This is a genomic window from Lentzea waywayandensis, from assembly GCF_900115955.1.
GTDB lineage: Bacteria > Actinomycetota > Actinomycetes > Mycobacteriales > Pseudonocardiaceae > Lentzea > Lentzea waywayandensis.
The window spans coordinates 364,012-386,562 of sequence record NZ_FOYL01000001.1 but is presented as its reverse complement, the minus strand read 5'-3'; the positions used below and the strand labels follow the sequence as shown (position 1 = coordinate 386,562).

The window sequence follows — 22,551 nt, the reverse complement described above, 5'->3', positions numbered from 1 at the left end:
CTGGCAAACGGTGAAGGGCAAACACGCGTGCGAACGGTGCTGACATCAGGAACCCTGATGGGTGGATGAAGCGGGGTGGGAGCGTGGTCGGCGCCGCGCGGGACAGAACGGGAAGACCGAGCTTGCTGGGGGTGTCAGGCGGGACCGAGATGCGCCGTTGCTCTGGGCTGCCGGACGTGCGGGACTACGAACCGGCGGACGAGACGGCGTGGCTGCGCTGCCGGGTTCTCGGGCTGCTGGCGACGACCTGCTACGACGACGTGTGGCCGGCCAAGCGCCGCGCCGACCTGGAACTCGTCGCGGTCGACGGCGGCGTGACCGGTGTGCTGGACGTGTCGGTGCCGGGGGCGGAGGCGACGATCGAGACCGTCGTCGTGCACCCGGACCACCAGGGACGGGGGATCGCGACGGCGTTGCTCGCGGAGGCGGTGCGACGGCTGGAGCGGTGCGGTGTGCGCGAGGTCCAGGCGTGGACCCGCGAGGACGCGCCGGCGCTGGGATGGTTCGCGCGCAACGGGTTCGTGGAGGACCGCCGGTACCTGCAGGTGTACGCGTCGCCCGCCGAGGTGGGCACCGTGCTGAGCGTGAGGTACGGGCTGGAGCCGGTCGGGGCGTTCCTGCACGCCAGGATCGAGCGGGAGACCGAGCTGCGGCAACGGTTCGAGCGCGTGCACGTGTGCCGCAGGATGGTGCGCGAACTCAGGCCGTGATGCCGCTCAGGCGCGGGATCGTCGCGGTGCGTCCGGCGAGCAGCATGACCAGTGCCTCGATCGGCCCGGTGATCTCGGCGCCCTCGCCCGCGGACCAGTCGGCGTCGGTGGCGACCAGCCGGTGCCCGGCCAGCCTGCGGCGCGCGTGGAACGGGAACCCGATCCGCCACAGGTCGTCGGCCGCGACCACGGCGGCGTCGAGGGGCATGTGGCGTTCGATCCCGAGCGGGATCGCGATGTCCTGCGCGTGGACCATGGAGTCCATCAGGGCGTTCTTCAGCGACTGACCCGGTGCGAGCTTGTGGTGGCCGACCGCGCCGCGCACGTTCGCGACGATCTCGGCCGTCGGTCTGCGTGCCTCGGCGCGCGCGGTCTGGTCGACCATGCGGTTGAAGCTGCCGCGGGCGCGGACGAAGGCCTTGAACGCCCCGCCCACGCCGATGCGGTTGGCGAGCGACAGGTGGCCCGCGACCTCGCGCACCGTCCAGCCCTCGCACAGCGAGGGGTAGGTCCACTCGACGTCCGTCAGTCCTGCGAGCAGGTCCGCGGTCGCCGCGCGCTCGGAGTCGATCGTCTGCCAGATCTTCGCCTCGTCCATGACCCTCTCCTCTTGATTTAGTTCGAGAGGCTGACTACTTTAATCAGAGAATCTGACTAGAACAAGGGGAGCCAACGGGTGAACATCGGTCTGCTGCTCTTCATCCCGAGCCGCGAGGTGGAGAACCGGATCCTGGCCGCGGTCGTCGCGGCGGGGTTCGAGATCACGCAGGCGCAGGCGCGGGTGCTGATGCGCGTCGGCCCGGACGGGACGCGGCTGACCGAGCTCGCCGAGGCCGCCCAGGTGACCAAGCAGACCGCCGGGTTCCTGGTGGACCAGATGGAGAAGGTCGGCTACGTCGAACGCGTGCCCGATCCCACGGACGGCCGGGCGCGGCTGGTGCGCGTGACCGGCAAGGCGAAGGAGGCCGTCCCCGTCGCGAACGCGGAGATGGCCAGGATCGAGGCGGAATGGGAACAGCACATCGGCAGGCGCCGCATGGCCCAGTTGCGCGAGGCGCTCGAGATGCTCGGCGAGATCACCGATCCGTACCGCTGACCCGCGTGGTCACGGTGCCGTTCGACCCGGTCGCACCGACGACGGCGGCGGTCTACCGGGTGGTGTCGGCGGGGGAGCCGGCGTTCGTGAAGGTCCTGCGGCGGCCGCACGTCCCGGACGAGTTCAAGGACGTGGTGGGCGATTTCCCGTGGCGCGACGAGGTGGAGTTCCTGCTGTCGGACTTCGTGCTGCCACCGGGGATGCGCCGGCCGCGCGTGCTGCGGGTGGACGACTTCGGCGACCGGATCGCGTTGTGGCTGGAGGACGTGCGCTGCGCGGACGTGGAGTGGGACCTGCCCCGCTTCCGGCGGGCCGCGCTCGCACTCGGGCGCTGGGCAGGTCGCCGCTACGGTGGCGGGCCGGGCAGGGCGTTGCGGGTGCTGTACGAGGGAATGCTCGTGCGGGACGCGTTCCTGCGGCCGCACTGCTCGGCTCTCGCGGAACGGATGCCGGGACTCCTGGCGCGGCTCGAGGCGTTGCCCCAGGCGAACGGGCACAACGACGCGTGCCCGCAGAACCTGCTGGTCCCGCTGGACGACCCGGAGTCGTTCGTGGTGATCGACGTGACCTGGCAGTGCCCGAACCCGGTCGGCGCGGACCTCGGTCAGCTGCTCGTGGGGCTCGCCCAGGCCGGGCCGATGGCGGTCACGGACCTGCCACCGGTGCGGGAGGCGATCATCGACGCCTATCTGGAAGGCCTGCGCCTCGAACATCGTGACGTGTCACGGGAACAGGTCGTGCTGGGCTGCGACGGGACGCTGGCGGTGCGCAGCGCGTTCCACTCGGAACCCGAACTGGCCGAGTACCTCGTGGAACGCGCCATGGCACTTTAGGAAGCGAGCAGCTCCGACACCCGCGAGCGGACCTCGGGCGAGTCGAGCCCGCGGACCATCACGGTGGTGCGGCGGCGAAGCACGTCGTCCACTTCGGACGCCCACTCGGTGCGGCGGGCGTGCTCGACCTGCGCCCAGATGTCCGGGCCGTCCGGGTGGACGCGCTCCAGCAGCGCCGGGTTCTCCAGGCCTAGCGCGACGACCTCGTGCGACGTCGTGCCGTAGTGCGTGGCGAGGTGGCGGACCACGTCGTCGGGCAGCGCGTCGAACGCGTGGCCCAGCACGGAACCCACGGTGTCGGGCGACGCGGAACCGGGCAGCGCCACGCCGTCCAGCGGGCCGTCGAAGGTGCGGCCGAGCTCGGAGTTCACCCGGGCCAGGACGGTGGCGCCGATCTTGCGGAACGTCGTCCACTTGCCGCCGGCCACACTGATCATGCCGCCGGACCCCGCGGTGATCACGGTTTCGCGCTTGGCGTGCGAGGTGTCGCCGGGGCCGCCGGGCAGCACCCTCAGGCCCGCGAACGTGTACGCGATCCGCGAACGGTCCAAACCGGACACCGCGACGCCCGCCTCGTCCAGGATCTGGTCGATGTCGGCGTCGGTGCACGCGACCGCGGCCGGGTCGCCCTCGTAGGCCTCGTCGGTGGTGCCGAGCAGGAGGTGGCCCTCCCACGGGATCGCGAACGACACGCGCACGTCGTCGACCGGGATCGTCAGCGCGGCCTTCCACTCCGACTGGGTGCGCAACACGAGGTGCGAGCCCTTCGACAGGCGGATCGACGGGTCGGCGGCGGGATCCTCCATGCGCCGCAGCACGTCCAGCCACGGGCCGGTCGCGTTCACGACGACCTTCGCGTCCACGCCGAACTCGCCCAGCGAGTCCTTCAGGTCCACGCCCGTGACCTTCGCACCGGTCTTGCGCAGGCCCACGACCGAGATGTGGTTGAGCAGCACGGCACCGGCCTCGGCGGCGGCGCGGGCGGCGGTGATCGCCACGCGGCTGTCGTTCATCTGGTGGTCGTAGTACATCGCGGCACCGCGCAGACCGTCGGCGCGCAGGTCAGGCACCCACTCCACAGCCCTGCGCGCCGACAGCACCTTCCCCATGCCGTCGCCGAAGCCCGACAGCGCGGAGTACAACGTGACGCCCGCGCCCAGCACGAACCGGCTGTGCGGGCCGCCCTTGTAGACGGGGACGAGGAACGGCAGCGGGCGCACCAGGTGCGGGGCCAGGTGGTCGCCCAGCGCGCGGCGCTCCTTGTGGTTCTCGTGCACCATCGGCACGGCCGACGGTCCCATCGCGAGGTAGCGCAGGCCGCCGTGCACGAGCTTCGACGACGCGGACGACGTGGCGCCCGCGAAGTCGCCGCTCTCCACCAGCGCGACCCGGAGGCCGGAGCGGGCCGCGGCCCACGTGGTCGCGATGCCCAGGATGCCGCCGCCGATCACGACGACGTCGAACGTGCCGTGCTGAAGCTCTTCGCGAGCCCTTGTCCGCTGAGTTGAGTCAGTCATCGTCCTCGTCCATCCACCCGACGGTCCGCTCGACCGCCTTCTTCCACTTCCGGTAGCCGCGAGATCGCGCCGCCGGTTCCATCGACGGCTCCCACTCGGCCGCCTTGTGCCAGTTGGCTTTCAGCTCGTCGGTGGTGCTCCAGTAGCCCACCGCGAGACCCGCCGCGTACGCCGCGCCCAGGCACGTCGTCTCGGCCACGATCGGGCGCACCACCGGCACGTCCAGCACGTCCGACAGGAACTGCATGAGCAGGTTGTTCGCCGTCATGCCGCCGTCGACGCGCAACGTCGTGAGGTCCGCTGCCGAGTGGGCATTCACAGCGTCGGCGTTCATCGCGTCCACGACCTCGCGCGTCTGCCACGCCGATGCCTCCAGCACGGCCCGTGCGAGGTGCCCGCGCGAGATGTAGCCCGTCAGGCCGGCGATCACGCCACGCGCGTCGCTGCGCCAGTGCGGTGCGAAGAGTCCGGAGAACGCGGGCACGAAGTACGCACCGCCGTTGTCGTCCACGGTCCGTGCGAGCGTTTCGATCTCCGCCGCCGACGAGATCAGCCCGATCTTGTCGCGGAACCACTGCACCAGCGCGCCCGTCACCGCGACCGCGCCCTCCAGGGCGTAGGCCGCCGGCTCGTCGCCGATCTTGTACCCGACGGTGGTCAGCAGGCCGTTCCGCGAGTGCACCGGCTTGCCACCGGTGTTGATCAGCAGGAACGCGCCGGTGCCGTAGGTGCACTTGCCCTCGCCGGGCTCGAAGCAGGTCTGGCCGAACAGCGCGGCCTGCTGGTCGCCCAGCGCCGACGCGACGGGCACGCCCTCGTAGCTGCCGTACACCTCGGAGGAGGACCGGATCTCGGGGAGCATCTCGCGCGGCACGTCCATCGCTTCGACGAGTTCCGGGTCCCAGTCGAGGGTCTCCAGGTTCATCAGCATGGTGCGCGACGCGTTCGTGACGTCGGTGACGTGGCGGCCGGTCAGGTTCCAGATCAGCCAGGTGTCCATGGTGCCGAACAGGACCTCGCCGCGTTCGGCCCGTGCGCGCAGTCCGTCGACGTTGTCGAGCAGCCAGCGCAGCTTCGGGCCGGAGAAGTAGGTCGCCAGGGGGAGTCCGGAGCGTTCGCGGAACCTGTCCTGGTCGCCGAGCTGCTTGATCAACGCGTCCGTGCGCGTGTCCTGCCAGACGATCGCGTTGTGCACGGGCTCGCCGGTCGCCTTGTCCCACACGACCGTGGTCTCGCGCTGGTTCGTGATGCCGAACGCGGCGATGTCGCTGAACGAGAGAGACGCGTGAGAGAGGGCGTCGCGCACGACGGCCTGCACGTTCGTCCAGATCTCGGTCGCGTCGTGCTCCACCCAGCCCGGCCTGGGGAAGATCTGCCGGTGCTCGCGCTGAGCGACCGACACGATTCCGCCGGACTGGTCGAACACGATGCACCGGGACGACGTCGTGCCCTGGTCTATCGCCGCGATGTAAGCCACGTGCACACTCCCTTGTGCGAACCATTCGACAATGTCGAACGATTCCACAGTACTACCAGGAGAGTCCGCCCAGCTCCCTCGAAACGCTGCGAGCTGCCTCACGTACGTAGGACACGAGTTCGAGGCGCGGCGGCTGATCAGGGGAGTCGCACAGCCGCTCGACCGGCCCGGAGATGCCGACCGCGCCCACGACCACGCCCCGCCTGTCCCGGATCGGCGCCGCCACGGACGCTTCACCTTCGACGAGTTCGTGCAGGTCGTAGGCCCAGTCGCGGTCGCGGACCTCGTTCATCGAGTCGGCGAGCTGCTCGGGGTTGAGGGTGTGCCGCGTGAACCGTTGCAGGTCGCCGTCCGGCCACTCGCCGAACGCGACCAGCGCCTTGCCCAGGGCCGTCGCGTTCCACGGCAGCAACGCGCCGGTGTCGAGCGTCTGCCGGCTGTTGTCCGGCCGGAACACGTGATGCACGACGAGCACGTGCTTGCCGTGCATCACGCCGATGCGCACGGCCTCGCGCGCACGCATCGCCAACGTGTCCGACCAGTTCAACGCCTTGGCGCGCAGCTCGTTGCCATCGAGATAGGACGTGCCGATCTGGAACAGCGCGGCGCCCAGGCGGTACTTGCCGCCCTCGACCTCCTGCTCGACGAACCCGACCTCGTGCAACGTGCGCAGGATGCCGTGCACCGTCGGTTTCGCGAGGTCCAGGGCGCGCGCGATCTCGCCGACGCTCAGCTGGTGCGCGCCGCCGTGCGCGAGCAGCTTCAGGACCTCTGCCGCGCGTTGAATGGACTGAATGGGGCCGGGCACGCACCCCACTCTAGCTGCGCTCGTTCGACAATGTCGAACACATGTCGTTCACGTCTGTGCGTCGAAGTCCCGGAACGACTCGGAGCTGCGCGGGCCGGTCGCACCCTGGTACTTGCCGTCGTACAGCTCGATCTCACCCTCTGGTACCCAGAAGGTGACCTGGCCGATCCGCATGCCGGGGTACACCACCAAGGGCTGCACGGCGTGGAACTGCAACGTCCAATTGTTGTGTGACCCGATGTCGATCAGATCGGCGGTCATGTTGACGAACAGCCCGAGCCGGCCGAGTGAGGACTTCCCCCGGATGATCGGCACGTACTGGTCGCTGCCCATCCTCTCCGCAGTGGATCCGAGGTACACGCGATCCGGTGTCAGCGTGAAGCCCGACTCGCCGATGGCGACCGTGTCGACCTTGTTGGGCAGCCGGGCGTCGAGTTCAAGGTCCTGGTAGACGAGAAGCTCGGGTCCCAGGCGGAAGTCGTAGCTGTTCGGGTTGATCTGGTTCTCGCGGAACGGGTCGATCTCGATCCTGCCCAGGCCCACCTGACGAGCGATCTCGCTGCCTGTAAGTATCACTGTGACCTCGCGAGCCGATGGGTGTTCAGATCAAGCTCGTGGGGAGAGCGGGCATCGGCGCCATGGCGTCGCCGTACGCGCCACCGTACGCAGTCGCGGTTCCTCGGCTTCGCCAGAAACTGACCTGGCCCAGCCGCATTCCGGCGTAGACGAGCAGCGGCTGGACCACTGTGAGCTCGAGTGTCCACCGGTGGACGGCTCCCTGGTGCCCTAGATCGGCTGTGACCTGGACGAAGAGTCCGAGCCTGCCGATCGACGACCGGCCGATCAAACTGGTGACGAAGGTGGTGCTGCCGATCACCTCGGCGGTGGTGGAGAGGTAGAGCCGTCCAGGACGTAGCTGGTAGCCCTCTTCCGGGATCCTGGCTTCCAGCCAGGGCGCGTTCGCCCTCGCGTCGAGCGTCTTCTGCGGGGTGAAGCGGATCTCCTCGCCGAGGGAGTAGTTGTAGCTGTTCGGATTCAGGCGTTCCGTGTCGAACGGACTGATCGTGATCTCGCCTGCCTCGACCGCCTTGGCTATCGCCATCCCGGTGAGTATCACGTTGGTAGGCCGTCCAGAAGGTTCCAGACCGCCGAGTCGAAGTTCTCCAGGGAGCCGTTGTTGTCGATGATCAGGTCCGCGTCGGCGGGCTGCAGTCCTGTCTCCGTGACGTGATCGGTCGCGCCCAGGCTCAGGTCACCTCGGAGGACCCTCCGCTTCCTCGACGTCTCCGGATCAACGTCGATCATGACCAGCCGGAACAACTCCTGCCTCAGGTAGGCGAAGTCGGCAGGCCGGGCGTCCGTGCACACGACCAGAGTTCTTCCTGTGTGCAGTCCACGCGAGCTGATCCTCTTCAACTCCAGCAGAAATTGCTCCTCCAGCACCGACGGGTTGATCTTCCGTAGGTGCGAACCGAGGAAGTTCAGCAGTTCGCCGTCCTGGACGCTCTCGTCGTCGAGCGGCTTCCCGGCGATCTGGTAGACAGCAGCCTGCGCCTGGTAGAGCGGGGTGGCTAGCGTGATCATTTCGATCTCGTGCCCGCGGTGGGTGGCCCAGTGTCGAGCTGACTGGGTGAACGTGTTTTTGCCGGCTCCTGGTAGACCTGCCAGGGCGATTCTGATCATCGGTATTCGGATCCTTCTACTTCTCTGCCATGCGACTGTCCAATGCGGCGATCGCTGCCGCCACGGTTGTGCGAAGCTCGCTTTCCGTGGCATGCTCGAGGACTGTTCCGGTGAAAGGTGGAGAACTCATCCCAAGGAGTGACCAGGGGATGTTGGCGACCTCCTCGTGACGGTGGATCGATACCGGTACGACCGGGTATGAATCTGGGTTCGGGATTCGCCTATCGTGCATAGTTCGTATCTCGTGCATGATGTTTCCGTTGAGCTGTTTGGAACAGCGTCCTTGATAGGCGCGAGAAGCGACGATGATGCAGCAATCTGTCTGCATCACGCCGTCGATGCTGTTCTGGGCCGTGGTTCCGCCGATGCCCTGATTCGGCTCGAGTATGACGTAGTAGCGGCGGCGCGAATTGTGTAGTTCTCTAACGATTCGCTGGACGTGGACGGTGTCGTCCACGCAGTACGAGATGAAGACCGATAGTCCGGTGTAACCGTGCGATCGGCGCGTATCCGCCGGTATTCCTCCCCATTCGCTTCGCTTCTTCGCGAGAAGCGACGACCTCAGAGTTCCCATGCGGTAGGACTTCTTGAGGGCCGCGAAATCTCGGCCCCGGTCGTGCTGAGGGTAGAACATCAGCACATCGCCCAGGATGGGCATGGTCACACGTGGACTGCGGACCACCTCGAAGTAGGGGCCATTCATGTCGTTGATCGCGGCAAGCTCCGTTTCACCTGTCGGGGCAGTCGTCTCGAATCGGATACCGCTGGGTTTCGGTGTGCTCGCCTCGAACGTTTCGAAGAAGATCTCGTTCGGTATGGGTACCGTGGCGCCGTTGACCGAGCTCGACTGGTTGCTCTCCCTCAGCCAGAAGTGCGCATATGCGCTGGAAGCAGTGGTGAACTCGCTTAGGGCGATGGATGTCTTCTTGTCCAGGCGTCTCCTGGACTGGCTGGATTTGACGTTGTTGATCTCGGCTTCCAGTCGTACGTCGTCGAGTTCGAGAAAGGATTCGATACCTACCTCCCTTGTTGCGATTAGGGAAGAGGTGTGGAATGCGTCAGGTAGCTTTCGGATGCCGTCGATTATGCTGCTAAGAAGCATTACCCGAAATCTGTTCTGTGGAGCGAAATAGACGATAGAGTACAGATGGGCGCGTGTGGCAAGAAAGTTTCCCAGTGGGGCCGGATCAGAGCAGATCGGGCCGCTGTCATCATAGGAGAGAATGGCTGAGACGACATCGTGTGAGGTGCTGAGGCCGCCGACCGTGTGGTGGGCGTCCCGGTGTACATAATCGATCCTGTCGGCATCGATCTCGCCGTCGAGCATGTGACGAAGCGGCATGAACCTCTGTTGCCACGCGCTGTCTGACCAGCTCTCGGCCGACATAAGGAACGCGATGAAGTGGAGGTTGAGCGGCTCGAGAATCGCTTGGAGATCGGCGTTGAGGAGACAGCCCAGGTTGAATACCGCTTTAGATGGCCAGAGCGAGACGTCCTGGTCGATCTTGCCTCCGACCCAGTCCCGGAGATCTTCGTCGGGCACGAAGTGCTCGGTGGTCGCGTTCTGGTACGGCAACTCGCCGATGTCCTGTAGTAGAGCGGCCACCAGTACGTGCTGGTAAAGGAAGTCGGCGGTGATCGGTTCTGGGGGTTCGTACGCCTCTTCGTACTGTTGCAGCAGGGTCGTCCTGAAGCTCGAACGAGCGCCACCGACCTGTTTCAAAAGGTTTCGCATTACGTGCATCGTGCCGAGGGCGTGCGCGTACCTGCTGTGGTCCGCCGCGACATAGCTTTGCGAGGCGAAACCGAGTTGCTTGATCCGGCGCAGCCGCTGGATGGCCCGTGACTGGATCAGCTGGGCGATGATCGGCGGACCTGGGGCGTACAGGTCGGAGATGTCGACGAGGCCATGCACCGCGTCACGTATCGAGGACTCGGGTTGTCCGGTGCCTCGATTCGGTGCATGGCTCATCTGGTCCCCCGCCGCTTGGAGTTCGTCCAACTACGTGACCACGTCGTCGAGCTCGGCGCCAGTGCTGTTACGGCCGATAGATTCCCAGCGCGGCCGCCCGCGAACGGAACCTGAAGTGGTTGGCCCTCTCGCGGACCTCGCCGTCCGTCGCGATCGAGATGGGCGGACCGTGCACCTCGACGTTCAACGACGCCACCTCGAAGTGCTTGTACATGCGCGAGTGCTCCAGGGCCCCGAGCAGCGCGCCCAGGAAGAACCTGGTCCGCGAGTACTTCCGATCCGCACGGACGAACCGCACGTCGAGCAGCCCGTCGTCCAGCCGGGGCCGCATGGTCGGCGCGAAGCCCTTCGGCCGGTACGGCCCGTTGCCCACGAACAGCATCCACACGAGGTGCTTGTCGCCGTCGATCGTCATGTGCAACGGCTTCGCGCGCTGCAGGACGCGGAACATCGCGATTCCGGCCGCGGGCCACTTGCCCCAGCGCTTCTCCAGCTTCTCGCGGATGCGCACCATGTCGGGGTAGCCGCCGAGCGACGCCGTGTTGATGAACCACTGGTCGTTGACCTTCGCCATGTCCACCCGCACGCCCACGCCGTCCGCGACCGCCTGAGCCGTGTCGTGCAGACCCATGATGCCCACGTCACGCGCGAAGTGGTTCAACGTGCCGGAGGGGATGAGCACGAGCGGTAGGTCGCTCTCGGCAGCGATGGCGGCCACGGCGGCCACGGTCCCGTCACCACCGGCCACGCCCAGCGCCTTCGCGTCCGGCAGGTCCGACAGCTCCTCGACCGAGACGATCTGCGCCTTCGGCCACTCCTCGGTGATCTGCGGCGTCGGATCCGGCCCCACACCCGAGTGCGGGTTCACCACCACGACCAGCCCGTCGCCGTCCTGCAACGACGTCAGGTCGGCGTGTTCGTAGGCCGACGCGGGCTCGTTCACCCCGAGCGGCCACCACCGGCGAGTCAGCAACGCGGCACCGACACCGACCGCCGCGCCGGCCGCGACATCTGTCGGCCAATGAACGCCCGTGTGAACGCGTGAATAGGCGACGGCGGCGGCGATCGGCGCCACCACCACGCCTGCTTTGGGGGATTCCATGGCGACCGCCGTGGCGAAAGCGGCCGCTGACGCGGAGTGACCGGACGGGAATGACGACGACGTCGGCCGCTTGGACAACCGGCGGTCCATCGCGAGCAGATCCGCGGCAGGGCGACGGCGCGGGAAAAGAGACTTCCCGACGAGGTTCGCGCTGGCAGAGGCCCCGGCGATGGCCGCGAGACCCCGCATCGCACCACGCCGGTACGGGCCTTTCCTGATCGCCAGAATCGCCGCGATGACGAACCACAGCAGGCTGTGGTTGGCGGCTTTCGAAAGTCTCTTCAAACCCGTGTCGAGCCTGCTCGGACGCAGTCCGGCCGAGGAGCTCATGAGCTTCTTGTCGAGAGCGCTGACCCGTTTCCACACCCCACCGACACTAAACCGCAACCGGCGTGCCGCCCGAACGGATCACCCTGCTCCGCCTGAGAGTCGCCTACTGTTGAGGCATGCAGCGGCGGATCTTCGGCATTGAGACAGAATTCGGGGTGACCTGCACCTTCCACGGGCAGCGTCGTCTGTCCCCGGACGAGGTCGCGCGGTACTTGTTCCGCCGCGTCGTCTCGTGGGGACGTTCTTCCAACGTCTTCTTGCGCAACGGCTCCCGGCTCTACCTCGACGTCGGCTCCCACCCGGAGTACGCGACGGCCGAGTGCGACGACCTGGCGCAGCTCGTCACGCACGACAAGGCGGGTGAGCGGATCCTGGAGGACCTGCTCGTCGACGCCGAGCGCAGGCTCGCCGACGAGGGCATCGGCGGCGACATCTTCCTGTTCAAGAACAACACCGACTCCGCCGGCAACTCCTACGGCTGCCACGAGAACTACCTGGTCGCACGCGCCGGCGAGTTCTCGCGCATCGCGGACGTCCTGCTGCCGTTCCTGGTGACCAGGCAGCTGATCTGCGGCGCCGGCAAGGTGCTGCAGACCCCGCGCGGCGCCGTGTACTGCCTCTCGCAGCGAGCCGAGCACATCTGGGAGGGCGTGTCGTCCGCGACCACCCGCTCCCGCCCGATCATCAACACCCGCGACGAGCCGCACGCCGACGCCGAGCGCTACCGGCGCCTGCACGTCATCGTCGGCGACTCGAACATGTCCGAGGTGACGACGCTGCTGAAGGTCGGCAGCGCGAACCTGGTGCTCGAGATGATCGAGCAGGGCGTCCAGTTCCGCGACTTCTCGCTGGACAACCCGATCCGCGCCATCCGCGAGATCTCCCACGACCTCACGGGCCGCCGCACGGTCCGTCTGGCCGGCGGCAAGGAAGCGTCCGCGCTCGACATCCAGCGCGAGTACTTCGAGAAGGCCGTCGAGCACTGCGCCAAGCGCTCACCGGACCCGATGGCGGAGCGCGTCCTCGAACTCTGGGGCCGCACCCTCGACGCCGTCGAGGCGCAGGACCTGACGAAGATCGACCGCGAGATCGACTGGGCCATCAAGAACCGCCTGATGAACCGGTACATGGAAAAGCACAACATGGACCTGTCCAACCCGCGCATCGCCCAGATCGACCTCGCCTACCACGACATCCGCCGTGGCCGTGGCGTGTTCGACCTGCTGCAGCGCAAGGGCCAGGTCGAACGAGTGACCGACGACGGCGAGATCGAGGCCGCCAAGGACACCCCGCCGCAGACCACGCGCGCCAAGCTGCGCGGCGACTTCATCGCTGCCGCCCAGGCCGCCGGTCGCGACTTCACCGTCGACTGGGTGCACCTGAAGCTGAACGACCAGGCGCAGCGCACCGTGCTGTGCAAGGACCCGTTCCGCGCGGTGGACGAGCGCGTCGAAAGGCTCATTTCGTCGCTGTAGGGCTCGGCCTGAGCGGCGGGCGGGGTGTCCGTCGCTCAGGAGCCGATGGTGAACCCGAGGCGTTGCAGCCGAGCGATCGCCTCGTCAGGTGACGTTCCTGCTTGTGCGGCCGCCAGGGGCACTCGACCGAGCGGGAACTCTTCGGCCAGGGACCTGAACGGTTCCTGGCCGTTCCCGTCTCTGCTCAGGAGTCGAAGGTCCGTGTGGTCAACCGCGTGCGGGAGGCGCTGGGCGTCCTCGACCGGGAAACCCATGTCAGCGAGGCGGCGGAGGATGTTCGTCAGTGGCAGGCCGGTTCGGGCAGCGGCTATCAGCAGGTGCCGCGTCTCCACCGGAACGGTCGCACTCAGCCACTGGAACTGGTCCTGGTTGTAGATCGACCACCGGCTCACGTCGACCGCGCGGTTGAGCAATGGGTCGGCCAGAGCGTCGACCCCGGCGGGTAGATCCGCCGCCTCGGTGCGCAAGCCCAGTAGCTCCAGCCTCGCCAGGATGTCCGAGGCAGGCAGTCCGAGGCGGGCAGCGGCGACCAGGACGTGCCCTAGTGGCAACGTGAACCCGTGGCGGACCATCGCCGTGTGGTCGCCGTCGAGCCACGGTGCCTTGCCATCCAGAGCCGCGCTGAGCAGAAGCAGGTCGTCCGGTCTGGGGCCGAAGCCGAGCAAGGGCTCCGGTGGGGTGCTGAAACCCAGCTGCATGAACCTGTGCGCCACATCGCGTGGAGATCGTCGCGTCTTGGCCGCGGCGATCAGAATCCGTGGCAGGTGGACCTGCGTGCCGGCGCGCAACCATGGGGAATGTGAGTAGCTCGGCCGGGACGCGGTTCCGATCGTGGTGCTGACGAGCACCAGATCATCGGGCTCCGCCGTGTCCGGAAGTTCTTCAGGTGGCGTGTGCCCGAGTTCGGTGAGCCGTCGTGCCGCTTGAGAAGGTGTTAGTCCCGTTTTGATCGCAACGCTCAACACGTGACCGATTTCCACTGAGGCGTCGTGCAGCGGCTCATCGGGTCGACTGTTGTCGACGTGCTGGACCCTGGTGAGGAGTACGTCCAGTGGCAGTTTGAGTTCGGGTAGGTCATCGGCGACGGGTACGTCGAGATCTGCCTCGGCGAAGCGGGCGGCGACCTGAGCCGGTGATCGGCCGGATTTGATCGCAGCCGCCGTGACCTGCCACAGCGGAACGGGACTTTCCACACGCATGCCGAAGTGCGTGGTGAAGATGATGTTGTCGTGCCTGTCGGAGTCGGATGGCAACTGTGCGGTCGTGGGCGTGCTGTAACCGAGTTCGGTGAGCCGTCGCGCCACCGCGGCGGGTGTCCAGCCGGTGGTCGCCGCGGCCGCCAGGACATGGGAGGCCGGTACAGCCGACGGGTGGGACAGCATGCAGTAGCCGAGCCCGCCGTGGAGGAGCGTCTTGTCGGTGGGGTGCACCACTTCGGGAAAACGGTCCGCGGGTGCCGCGGAGTAACCCAACTCGGACAGCCTCTCGAGTACCGTTGCGGGGGTCAGACCAGTGCCCACCGCGGCCAGGAGCACATGTTCGTGGGGAACCGGCTGCTTTCTGGACAGCCACGGCCACTCGCCGTCGCGGTGCCTGCTGAGGAGTTGGGGATCGGCCGCTCTGGCGTCAGGAGGCAAGGTCTCCGGATCTGGTGTGGACCAGCCGAGCGTGGTCAGCCGCTCCGCCACCTCGCGCGGAGAGCGCTGCGCTCGCCGCGCTGCGGACAGAATGTGGCCGAGCTCCGGTTGCATCGTGTCGGACAACCACTGATCGTGCTCGCGATCAGAGCTCAACAGCATGTCGTCTGACGGGAGCGCGGGAACCACCGCACCGCTACCTCCGGCACACCCTGCCCCTGTACTCGCCCAGCGCCATGCGGCCAGCCTCCATCGCCCCGTTCGGCCGTCCCAGCGCGGTTGCTTGAAGCGTTGACCGGAGAGCATGTCCGTGTCGGTGGGGAAGCAGCCGACCACCTCGATCGGCATGTCGTTCCCCGCGATGGTCCAGGGCCGGTATCTTGCCGCGATCGCGAGTTCACAGATCTCGTCCGCGAGGCGCGGCATGTCCTTCACGAGCTTTGACAGCCACCCGTGCGACAACGGTGACCGGGGCCCGTCGAGAAGCACCTCACGTCCCGCACGCATGAGCTCCTCGACCAGCGGATGGTTGAGACCGATGATCGTCTTGCGGTCGACGGTGAGTTGGGGCAGATCCCGGCCGGTGAGGTTCACGACGGCACCGAACACGCTCGTGCCCGCCCAGATCCCGTCCGCGAGAATCGCGCCGGTGGTCTCACACCACCACACCCTGCCTCCAGGTGCGGGGAGTACCTGACCGGCGGTTTCGGCGGACTCGTCGGCCTCGAACGGGTCTGTGCCCACCGGGGCGGCCGGGGACAACTCGCCGGGCTCCCACCTCTGCAGGCCGCTCATGTCGTCGGACGTGACCTCGTAGTCGCTGATCCAGAGGATCCGGCGCAGCAGCTCGGTGCAGCGCGGCGGGTCTCCCGTTCGCCGAAGCCAGAGCCGCACGACGGTGCCCGCTTCTTCACCCTTGCCCAGATCTCGCACCTTGAACAACGCGCCGGGGCCGGCGATGTGCACTTCCAGTCGTTGTTCCGGTGTGCCCGCGCGGGACAGCCTGCAGGTCGTCACGGTGATCTCGTCCGCCAGCATGAAGTAGCTGAGCACCCCGATGCCGAAGCGGCTGTTGGGGTACGACTCGATGCCTTGGCTGGCCCAGTCCGCCTGCTCCTCGACGTACTCCGGCAGGTCGGAGAACCGGACACCGGCCCGGGAGAACACCTGCACGAGCTCGCGGTCGCGCATCCCGATGCCGTTGTCCACGCATTCGAGGTAGGGACGTCCGCGCTCGTCGACTCCCTGCCGGAAGTCGATCCTGCCGCTCCACGGCTGAACCTTGCCGCCGGTCTTCCGCAGGTAGATCGTCCTGGCCTCGCGGTACCGGCAGGCGTCGAGAGCGTTCTGGTACAGCTCCCGGATGGCGAGCTCAGGCGTTCCGTAGAGCTGCTCGCCCATCAGCAGCTCCTGGATCCTGTCGCTGGCCAGGCGGAACTGGTGACCGAGTGAGATCGGCGCCTTGTTGCTGCCCTGCGCCGTCCTGAGTTCGATGCCGTCCGCCGAGACGTGGACCGGTACGGCGTTGAGGGCGAGGAGCGGGCCCGGCGTCTCGGAGGCTCGGGCGACGTCTGTCAGCACAGCATCAAGCGCCGCGGTGTGTCTGCGCAGCGCGAGCACCGTGGCGTCGTGGTCGCAGGAGGTGGTGAGAACCCGCGTCCTCTCCCCGAGCCATTGCGCGTCCCTGAGGGCGCTGAGCACTCCCTCAGGGGTGACACCGTCCTCGATGCCGAGGTGGTCCGCGATCACCCGGTGCGTCAGGGCCGAGTCGATCGCGGTGCGGTAGGCGATCACGAGCAGGTAGCCGATCAGCTGTTCGCGGACCTTCTGCTCCTGATCGCTGCCGCCCGCGATGTGCGCGATCGGCTTCAACCCGTTCTCGCGGTCGGGATCCTCGATGAACGCCGGATCGATCTGGACGACGCGGAGCAGCTCCATGAGTCGCTTCGGGGTGAGCACCCACCTGAGCGGCACCGGAAGACGTGAGGGAAGCAGCGACGTGAGGCCGTCGGCGAGGTAGCAGTCCGACTCGCCCACGAGCCAGTGGTGGAACAGCCACCAGGCGATGCTGTTCGCGGCCGAGTCACCGGCGTCGGCTCCGCGGCGGTGCAGGATGCCGTGCCGGGCAGCGAACGCGTGGAAGGCCGGCAGTTCGTGGTTCTGGGTGAAGGCGGCGGTCGCCGGGGAGATGCCGTGGAGCACGTCAGCGGCCTGCTTGGCCCAGAACGCCTGGTGCAGGTAGGGAAACGTGACCAGCAGTGCCACCTCGGCATCGGACAGCTCGACGTTCTCATGTTTGCGCACGAGGCTGACCAGCCACCGGACCGCGTCGGTGAACCGTGTGCCGAACTCGACGTCGAGCCACGGATCGTCGGCGAGCGAGCGCCGCCTGGTCTCCCAGATTCCGGCCAGCCTGCGCACCACGGCGACGGTCGCCGACTTCGTCGCGTCGTCGCGGACGCCCTGCCAGCCGACGTGCTGCGCGGCGTACTTCGACCACTCGTGGGAGGTGGTGAGGTCCGAGAGCAGCGTCAGCGGAAGCAGGACCTCGATCGAGATGACGTCGGTGCTTTCGGGCATGGGAAGATCTTCTGCCCGTGGAAGCCCGGGAGTGCGTCGGCGACGCGACAAGTCACCCGTTCAGCCGTGTCCGGCCGATCAGCGGGTAGGAAGTGGACATCGGCTCGACCAGAGTGGGCGCATGAGGATCATCGCGGCGGCACTCGCTGCTTTCCTGATACTTCCCGGGGTGGCTTCGGCATCGGACGACACCTTCTGGGACCTGAAACCCACCGGCTCGGACGCGCGCCTGCGTGGCCTGTCCGCGGTCAACAGCCAGGTCGCGTGGGCCAGCGGTTCGAAGGGCACCGTCCTGCGCACGACCAACGCCGGCCGGACGTGGGAGTCCGTCGGCCCGCCCGGCACCGAGGCGCTGGAGTTCCGCGACATCGAGGCCTTCGACGCGCGCAACGCCGTGGCGTTGTCCATCGGCGAGGGCGAGTCGTCGCGGATCTACCGGACTTCCGACGGCGGTAAGAGCTGGCAGGAGGAGTTCCGCAACACCGATCCGAAGGCGTTCTACGACTGCGTGGCGTTCTTCGACCGGTTCCGCGGGCTCGCGCTGAGCGACCCCGTTGATGGCAAGTTCCGGGTCCTCAGGACGTGGGACGGTGGCCGGTCGTGGCACGTCAACGACACCAAGGGCATGCCTGACGCGTTGCCGGGTGAGTTCGCGTTCGCGGCGTCTGGGCAGTGCGTGACTACCAGTGGTAACCACGCGTGGATCGCGACCGGCGGCGGCGCGAAGGCACGTGTGCTGGAGTCGCGGGACGGTGGGCGGTCGTGGAAGGCGAGCGACGTGCCGTTGCCGTCGGGTGAGGCGGCCGGGGTGTTCGCGGTGGCGTTCAAGACGCCGTGGCGGGGTGTGGCGATCGGCGGGGACTACCTGAAGCCGACCGATCCGACGCCGGCGTTCGCGACGAACGACGGTCGCGGGTGGACGGCGGGCAAGCAGGCGCCCGTCGGTTACCGGTCCGGCATCGCTTACCGGGGCGACGGGCTGGTCGCGGTCGGTCCGTCCGGAACGGACGTCAGCAAGGACGGCAAGTCCTGGAAGGTCGCGGACACGGGGAGTTTCGACACTGTGGACTGCGTTGGCTTCACCTGCTGGGCGGCCGGAGAGAAGGGGCGGGTCGGCCGCACCTGAGAGGAGACAGGGCATGCGTCTGCATCCGGGTGAGACCGAGGCCGCGCGGTGGCGGGTCGTGCGGCTGGCCGACGTCGTGCGGCGGCTGCGGGAGGAGGCGCCCGTGGGGCGTCCCCTCCTCGTCGCGGTCGACGGGCGCGGCGGTGCCGGGAAGTCCACCCTCGCCGAACGGTTGCGGCGGATCGTCCCGAAGTCCGAAGTGGTGCACACCGACGACATCGCCTGGAACCACGCGTACTTCGACTGGGGAGATCTGCTGGTCGAGAACGTGCTGGCGCCCCTGCACCGGGGTGAGGCGGTGGCGTTCCGGCCGGCGGCCTGGATCGAGCACCACCGGCCCGGCGCGATCCAGGTCGCGTCCGGGTTGGACGTCGTGTGGATCGAGGGCACCGGGATCATCCGGGAGCGGTGCGCTGCGTGGATCGACGCCTCGATCTGGATTCAGGGCGACCTGGACGAGCAGGAACGACGGCTGGTCGTCCGCGACGGTGACTCCGCCGAGCAGCAGCGGCACGTCGCCGCGTGGCTGGCCGAGGAGTTGCCGTTCCTGCTGCGCGAACAGCCCTGGCGCAGGGCGACGGTGGTCGTGGCAGGTACGACCGCACTTCGGCACGATCCCGAGTCCGAGATCGTCGTCGGTGTGTAACGCCTGCCGGGCGTCTGGCGAAAAAGGACGTGTCGGCCGCTCCCGAGCGGGGTAGCCGATGCAGGTGTTCGACGGATTCTCGTTGCGTTGCAGGGACGTTGGCGAGGCCAATCTGCGAGTGAGGACCGGTGGTGCAGGGCCGCCGGTCCTCCTCTTGCACGGCCATCCGCGTACCCACACGACGTGGCACCGCGTCGCGCCGTTGCTCGCCGACGACTACACGGTCGTGTGTCCGGATCTGCGCGGCTACGGCGAATCCAGCAAACCCGGTGACTACTCGAAACGTGCCATGGCGCGCGATTTCGTGAATCTCATGAAGCAGCTGGGCCACGAGAGGTTCGCCGTCGCGGGCCACGACCGAGGCGCTGCCGCCGCCATCCGGCTCGCGCTCGACCACCCGGAGAGGGTCACGCGGCTGGCCGTGCTGGACGGGCTGCCGATCGGCGCCCACCTCAGTCGCTGCGACGCCCGGTTCGCGCGGGACTGGTACCACTGGTTCTTCCTGGCACAGCAGGAACTCGCGGCCGCGATGATCAACCAGGACCCCGGCCTCTGGTACGGCCGCCGCTACCACGACACCCCGCTGGCGATGGGCGTGGAGAACTGGGCCGACTTCCAGCGGGCGATCCACGACCCGGAGACCGTGCTCGCGATGTGCGGCGACTATCGCGCCGGTCTGGAGGTCGATCGTCAGCACGACGACGAGGATCGCGCGGCCGGACGGAAGATCTCGTGCCCCGTGCTGGCGTTGTGGTCGGCCGAGGACGACCTCGGCGAGCTGTACGACGACCTGCCGGGGATCTGGGCCGAGTGGGCGGATGACGTGCGGGTACGTGCCCTCGGCTGCGGGCACCACATGGCCGAGGAGGCACCCGTCGAACTGGTCCGGGAACTGCGGACCCTGTTCTGAACGGACCGTTGACGACAGGTGGTGATGAGGTTTCCGTGCGCGCACGCGTTAGGGTCTCTCCGTGGCCATCGCACGCGCCGAACGCCTTGTCAACCTGGTGCTGTGCCTGCTGTCGACCCGTCAGTACCTGACAGCGGAGCGCATCCGCGCCATCGTCCCCGGCTATCACGAAGCGCCGACGGACGAGGCGTTCTTCCGCATGTTCGAACGGGACAAGTCCGAGCTGCGGGATCTCGGCGTGCCGCTGGAGACCGGGCGGCAGTCCAACGCCGAGGGCGCGGAGGACGGGTACCGGATCGCGCGGCGTGACTACGAGCTCGGCGACATCGACCTCGAACCCGACGAGGCGGCCGCCGTGGCGCTGGCCGCCCGGCTCTGGGACTCGCCGCAGCTCACGGGCGCGGTGCACGGGGCGTTGATCAAGCTGCGGGCCGCCGGGGTGGACGTCGACCAGGACACGCCCGCGGCCGTAGAGCCCAAGGTGCGGGCGAACGAGCCCGCGTTCCCGCCGTTGTTGCAGGCCGTGCAGGCGGGGCAGGTCGTCGCGTTCGACTACCGCAAGCCGCCGCCGGGCGGGCAGAAGGAACGAACGGTCGAGCCGTGGGGTGTCGTCGCGTGGCGCGGCAAGTGGTACCTCGTGGGCTGGGATCGTGAACGCAACGACACGCGCTGCTTCCGGCTCTCCAGGGTCGTGGGCGCGGTCCGGACCGTGGGCAGGCCCAACGCCTTCACCGTTCCAGAAGGCACGGATCTGATGAGCCTCATCGCGCGCACGGAGGTCGATCCACACCACACGGCGCCCGCCAAGATCTGGGTCGCCAAGAACCGGGCGCAGGGGCTGCGGCGGCACGCGAAGGTCGTCGAGGAACGCGACGGCGGCGACGTCGTCGAGATCGACCTGAAGTTCCCCGACTCGGCCGCCAAGTGGCTCGCCGGGTTCGGGCCCGACGTCGTGGTGCTGGAACCCGAGGTCCTGGCCAAGTCGGTCCGCGACCGCCTGCAGGGCGCACTGGAAGGAGCGCGGTGACCGCGTCGAACGAACGGCTGCCGCGTCTGCTCGCACTCGTGCCGTACCTGCTCACCCGGCCCGCCATCACCGTCAAGGAGGCCGCGGCCGACTTCGGCATCACGCCCAAGCAGCTGCGCAAGGACCTCGAGCTGCTGTGGATGTGCGGCCTGCCCGGCTACGGGCCCGGCGACCTGATCGACCTGTCGTTCGAGGGCGAGACGATCACCGTCTCGTTCGACGCCGGTCTCGACCGGCCGTTGCGCCTCACCGCGGCCGAGGCGGCGTCGCTGCTGGTCGCGCTGCGGGCGCTGGCCGACACACCCGGTGTGGTCGACACGGACGCCGTGCGGCGGGCGCTCGCGAAGATCGAGGCGGCGGTCGGCAAGGCGCAGCCGGCGGGCATGGTGGTCGGGCTCGGCGCGTTCGAACGCGGGGAGACCGCCGAGGTTCGCGCCGCCGTGCAGGACGCCGTGAAGCGCGAACGGGCTGTGCGCATCCGTTACTACTCGCAGTCGCATGACGCGATGAGCGACCGAGTGGTCGATCCGATGCGCCTGCTGCTCGTCGAGGGGCGCGGCTACCTCGAAGGATGGTGCCGATCGGCGCTCGGCGTGCGGTTGTTCCGGCTCGACCGCATCGACGAGGTGGAGGTGCTCGACGAGCCGTCGTCGCCTCCGCCGCACGCCCAGCTGACCGATACATCGGAGGGGTTGTTCCACGCCAGGGACGACCAGAAGGTCGCGGTGCTGCTGCTCGAACCGGACGCGCACTGGGTCGCCGAGTACTACCCGGTCGATCACTCAGCGGAGCTCTCGGACGGCCGCACGCGTGTCCTCATGCGCTACGACGACCCGTCCTGGATGGTCCGCCTGCTCCTCGGGCTGGGCGGCGACGTGCACGTAGAGCAGCCGGCCGAGCTCGCGGACGAGGTGGTGCGCCAGGCCCGCGAGGCATTGCGCCGGGCAGATCACCTGCTGTCCACCTAAGACGTATAACGTGTGCTTGTGCCGTCGACACCGACCCTGGCGCTGATCGCGCTCGGCCTGATCCTGCTCATCGCGTTCATGGTCCGAGTCCTCCGATCCTTGCGTCGATTCGCCCGTGCCCGCACTCTGGTGGGGGACAGGGTCGGGGACGGCGTGGGCATGCTCAAGGCGCGATCGGCTGCGCTGAAGGTGGCCTTCGCACAACGACGCCCCAAGGAACAGGCCCGCACCAGGGCAAACCCCGCGTACGATCGTCGTCACGGGGGAGACAGGAGGATCACCAATGGGTAACCTCGGACCCACCGAGCTGATCATCATCGCAGTGGTGATCATTCTGCTGTTCGGTGCGAAGAAGCTTCCTGACATGGCGCGTTCGCTCGGCAAGTCGGCGAAGATCTTCAAGGCCGAGACCAAGGGCCTGCGCGACAACCAGGACGCGGACGACGCGCCGGTGCAGCAGCAGCCCGTGCAGCAGCCGGTCCAGCAGCTCCCTCCGGCCCAGCCGCAGGTGCAGCAGCAGCCCCAGGTCGCGCCTCCTATCGAGCAGACCACCCAGAACAAGGCCGCGAACAACTGACCTTCCGGTCTCCTGACTTGTAAGGACGGTCAACGCGGTGGCAAGTCCGTTCCGGTGGGTGGCGCAACGCCGGGAAC

The 22,551-nt window shown here is 67.8% G+C and carries 21 protein-coding genes; 11 read left to right on the top strand and 10 right to left on the bottom strand.

Annotation, left to right across the window (positions count from 1 at the left end):
* Positions 1-131: 131 nt before the first annotated feature.
* Positions 132-710, top strand: a complete 579-nt coding sequence (locus BM417_RS01755; RefSeq protein WP_218164295.1) for a GNAT family N-acetyltransferase — start codon at positions 132-134, stop codon at positions 708-710.
* Here BM417_RS01755 and BM417_RS01750 read toward each other — a convergent pair.
* A complete protein-coding gene (locus BM417_RS01750; protein ID WP_093587947.1) occupies positions 700-1,308 on the bottom strand; it encodes a maleylpyruvate isomerase family mycothiol-dependent enzyme in 609 nt (202 codons plus the stop codon). The two genes, BM417_RS01755 and BM417_RS01750, sit on opposite strands and share 11 nt — an antisense overlap.
* A 78-nt stretch (positions 1,309-1,386) precedes the next feature.
* On the opposite strand from BM417_RS01750, the gene BM417_RS01745 reads away from it, so the two are divergent.
* Complete coding sequence (locus tag BM417_RS01745; RefSeq protein WP_093587946.1) at positions 1,387-1,806, top strand: MarR family winged helix-turn-helix transcriptional regulator; 420 nt, start codon at positions 1,387-1,389, stop codon at positions 1,804-1,806.
* 5 nt (positions 1,807-1,811) lie between these two features.
* Positions 1,812-2,639 carry a hypothetical protein gene (locus BM417_RS01740; protein ID WP_093587945.1) on the top strand — a complete coding sequence of 276 codons (828 nt, stop codon included), beginning with the start codon at positions 1,812-1,814 and terminating at the stop codon, positions 2,637-2,639.
* Here BM417_RS01740 and BM417_RS01735 read toward each other — a convergent pair.
* From BM417_RS01735 to BM417_RS01700, 8 genes are all read right to left on the bottom strand, one after another.
* Entirely contained in the window at positions 2,636-4,156 is a 1,521-nt protein-coding gene (locus BM417_RS01735) for a glycerol-3-phosphate dehydrogenase/oxidase (protein ID WP_093587944.1), read from the bottom strand. The two genes, BM417_RS01740 and BM417_RS01735, sit on opposite strands and share 4 nt — an antisense overlap.
* The gene (glpK, locus tag BM417_RS01730) at positions 4,149-5,633 is read right to left on the bottom strand and encodes a glycerol kinase GlpK (RefSeq protein WP_245821616.1); all 1,485 of its coding nucleotides are present in this window, start codon (positions 5,631-5,633) and stop codon (positions 4,149-4,151) included. The genes BM417_RS01735 and glpK overlap by 8 nt, the downstream gene beginning before the upstream one ends.
* A gap of 52 nt (positions 5,634-5,685) precedes the next feature.
* The gene (locus tag BM417_RS01725) at positions 5,686-6,441 is read right to left on the bottom strand and encodes an IclR family transcriptional regulator (RefSeq protein WP_093587942.1); all 756 of its coding nucleotides are present in this window, start codon (positions 6,439-6,441) and stop codon (positions 5,686-5,688) included.
* A gap of 48 nt (positions 6,442-6,489) precedes the next feature.
* Positions 6,490-7,017, bottom strand: a complete 528-nt coding sequence (dcd, locus tag BM417_RS01720) for a dCTP deaminase (RefSeq protein ID WP_093587941.1) — start codon at positions 7,015-7,017, stop codon at positions 6,490-6,492.
* A 25-nt stretch (positions 7,018-7,042) separates the two neighbouring features.
* Complete coding sequence (locus tag BM417_RS01715; RefSeq protein WP_093587940.1) at positions 7,043-7,543, bottom strand: dCTP deaminase; 501 nt, start codon at positions 7,541-7,543, stop codon at positions 7,043-7,045.
* A gap of 11 nt (positions 7,544-7,554) precedes the next feature.
* Entirely contained in the window at positions 7,555-8,025 is a 471-nt protein-coding gene (locus BM417_RS01710) for a nucleoside/nucleotide kinase family protein (protein WP_093587939.1), read from the bottom strand.
* A 115-nt stretch (positions 8,026-8,140) separates the two neighbouring features.
* A complete protein-coding gene (locus BM417_RS01705) occupies positions 8,141-10,126 on the bottom strand; it encodes a TIR domain-containing protein (RefSeq protein ID WP_143138462.1) in 1,986 nt (661 codons plus the stop codon).
* A 37-nt stretch (positions 10,127-10,163) separates the two neighbouring features.
* Positions 10,164-11,528: a bifunctional phosphatase PAP2/diacylglycerol kinase family protein gene (locus tag BM417_RS01700; RefSeq protein WP_093588536.1), complete on the bottom strand. Its 1,365-nt coding sequence runs from the start codon at positions 11,526-11,528 to the stop codon at positions 10,164-10,166.
* 116 nt (positions 11,529-11,644) lie between these two features.
* On the opposite strand from BM417_RS01700, the gene pafA reads away from it, so the two are divergent.
* On the top strand, positions 11,645-13,003 hold the full coding sequence (pafA, locus tag BM417_RS01695; protein WP_093587937.1) for a Pup--protein ligase: 1,359 nt from the start codon (positions 11,645-11,647) through the stop codon (positions 13,001-13,003).
* A gap of 35 nt (positions 13,004-13,038) precedes the next feature.
* Here the strand turns inward: pafA and BM417_RS01690 are convergent, their stop codons facing one another.
* Entirely contained in the window at positions 13,039-17,220 is a 4,182-nt protein-coding gene (locus tag BM417_RS01690) for a wHTH domain-containing protein (protein WP_093587936.1), read from the bottom strand.
* 121 nt (positions 17,221-17,341) lie between these two features.
* On the opposite strand from BM417_RS01690, the gene BM417_RS01685 reads away from it, so the two are divergent.
* From BM417_RS01685 to tatA, 7 genes are all read left to right on the top strand, one after another.
* Positions 17,342-18,346: a WD40/YVTN/BNR-like repeat-containing protein gene (locus tag BM417_RS01685; RefSeq protein ID WP_093587935.1), complete on the top strand. Its 1,005-nt coding sequence runs from the start codon at positions 17,342-17,344 to the stop codon at positions 18,344-18,346.
* Between the two features lie 13 nt (positions 18,347-18,359).
* On the top strand, positions 18,360-18,992 hold the full coding sequence (locus BM417_RS01680) for a uridine kinase family protein (protein ID WP_093587934.1): 633 nt from the start codon (positions 18,360-18,362) through the stop codon (positions 18,990-18,992).
* Between the two features lie 118 nt (positions 18,993-19,110).
* Positions 19,111-19,902 carry an alpha/beta fold hydrolase gene (locus BM417_RS01675; protein WP_407656070.1) on the top strand — a complete coding sequence of 264 codons (792 nt, stop codon included), beginning with the start codon at positions 19,111-19,113 and terminating at the stop codon, positions 19,900-19,902.
* 61 nt (positions 19,903-19,963) lie between these two features.
* Positions 19,964-20,929 (top strand): helix-turn-helix transcriptional regulator, encoded by a 966-nt coding sequence (locus BM417_RS01670; protein WP_093587933.1) that lies wholly within the window; start codon positions 19,964-19,966, stop codon positions 20,927-20,929.
* The gene (locus BM417_RS01665) at positions 20,926-21,897 is read left to right on the top strand and encodes a helix-turn-helix transcriptional regulator (RefSeq protein WP_093587932.1); all 972 of its coding nucleotides are present in this window, start codon (positions 20,926-20,928) and stop codon (positions 21,895-21,897) included. The genes BM417_RS01670 and BM417_RS01665 overlap by 4 nt, the downstream gene beginning before the upstream one ends.
* Positions 21,898-21,909: 12 nt before the next feature.
* Positions 21,910-22,188: a bacteriophage holin gene (locus BM417_RS01660; RefSeq protein WP_322788929.1), complete on the top strand. Its 279-nt coding sequence runs from the start codon at positions 21,910-21,912 to the stop codon at positions 22,186-22,188.
* Positions 22,181-22,474: a Sec-independent protein translocase subunit TatA gene (gene tatA / locus BM417_RS01655; protein WP_093587931.1), complete on the top strand. Its 294-nt coding sequence runs from the start codon at positions 22,181-22,183 to the stop codon at positions 22,472-22,474. The genes BM417_RS01660 and tatA overlap by 8 nt, the downstream gene beginning before the upstream one ends.
* Positions 22,475-22,551: the final 77 nt, after the last annotated feature.

What these genes read in the sequence shown, in the direction of transcription:
- BM417_RS01715 (WP_093587940.1), bottom strand. Translation starts at nt 7,543, where the DNA reads ATGGCGATAGCCAAGGCGGTCGAGGCAGGCGAGATCACGATCAGTCCG.
- BM417_RS01750 (WP_093587947.1), bottom strand. Translation starts at nt 1,308, where the DNA reads ATGGACGAGGCGAAGATCTGGCAGACGATCGACTCCGAGCGCGCGGCG.
- BM417_RS01690 (WP_093587936.1), bottom strand. Translation starts at nt 17,220, where the DNA reads ATGCCCGAAAGCACCGACGTCATCTCGATCGAGGTCCTGCTTCCGCTG.
- pafA (WP_093587937.1), top strand. Translation starts at nt 11,645, where the DNA reads ATGCAGCGGCGGATCTTCGGCATTGAGACAGAATTCGGGGTGACCTGC.
- BM417_RS01685 (WP_093587935.1), top strand. Translation starts at nt 17,342, where the DNA reads ATGAGGATCATCGCGGCGGCACTCGCTGCTTTCCTGATACTTCCCGGG.
- tatA (WP_093587931.1), top strand. Translation starts at nt 22,181, where the DNA reads ATGGGTAACCTCGGACCCACCGAGCTGATCATCATCGCAGTGGTGATC.
- BM417_RS01700 (WP_093588536.1), bottom strand. Translation starts at nt 11,528, where the DNA reads ATGAGCTCCTCGGCCGGACTGCGTCCGAGCAGGCTCGACACGGGTTTG.
- BM417_RS01710 (WP_093587939.1), bottom strand. Translation starts at nt 8,025, where the DNA reads ATGATCACGCTAGCCACCCCGCTCTACCAGGCGCAGGCTGCTGTCTAC.
- BM417_RS01735 (WP_093587944.1), bottom strand. Translation starts at nt 4,156, where the DNA reads ATGACTGACTCAACTCAGCGGACAAGGGCTCGCGAAGAGCTTCAGCAC.
- BM417_RS01680 (WP_093587934.1), top strand. Translation starts at nt 18,360, where the DNA reads ATGCGTCTGCATCCGGGTGAGACCGAGGCCGCGCGGTGGCGGGTCGTG.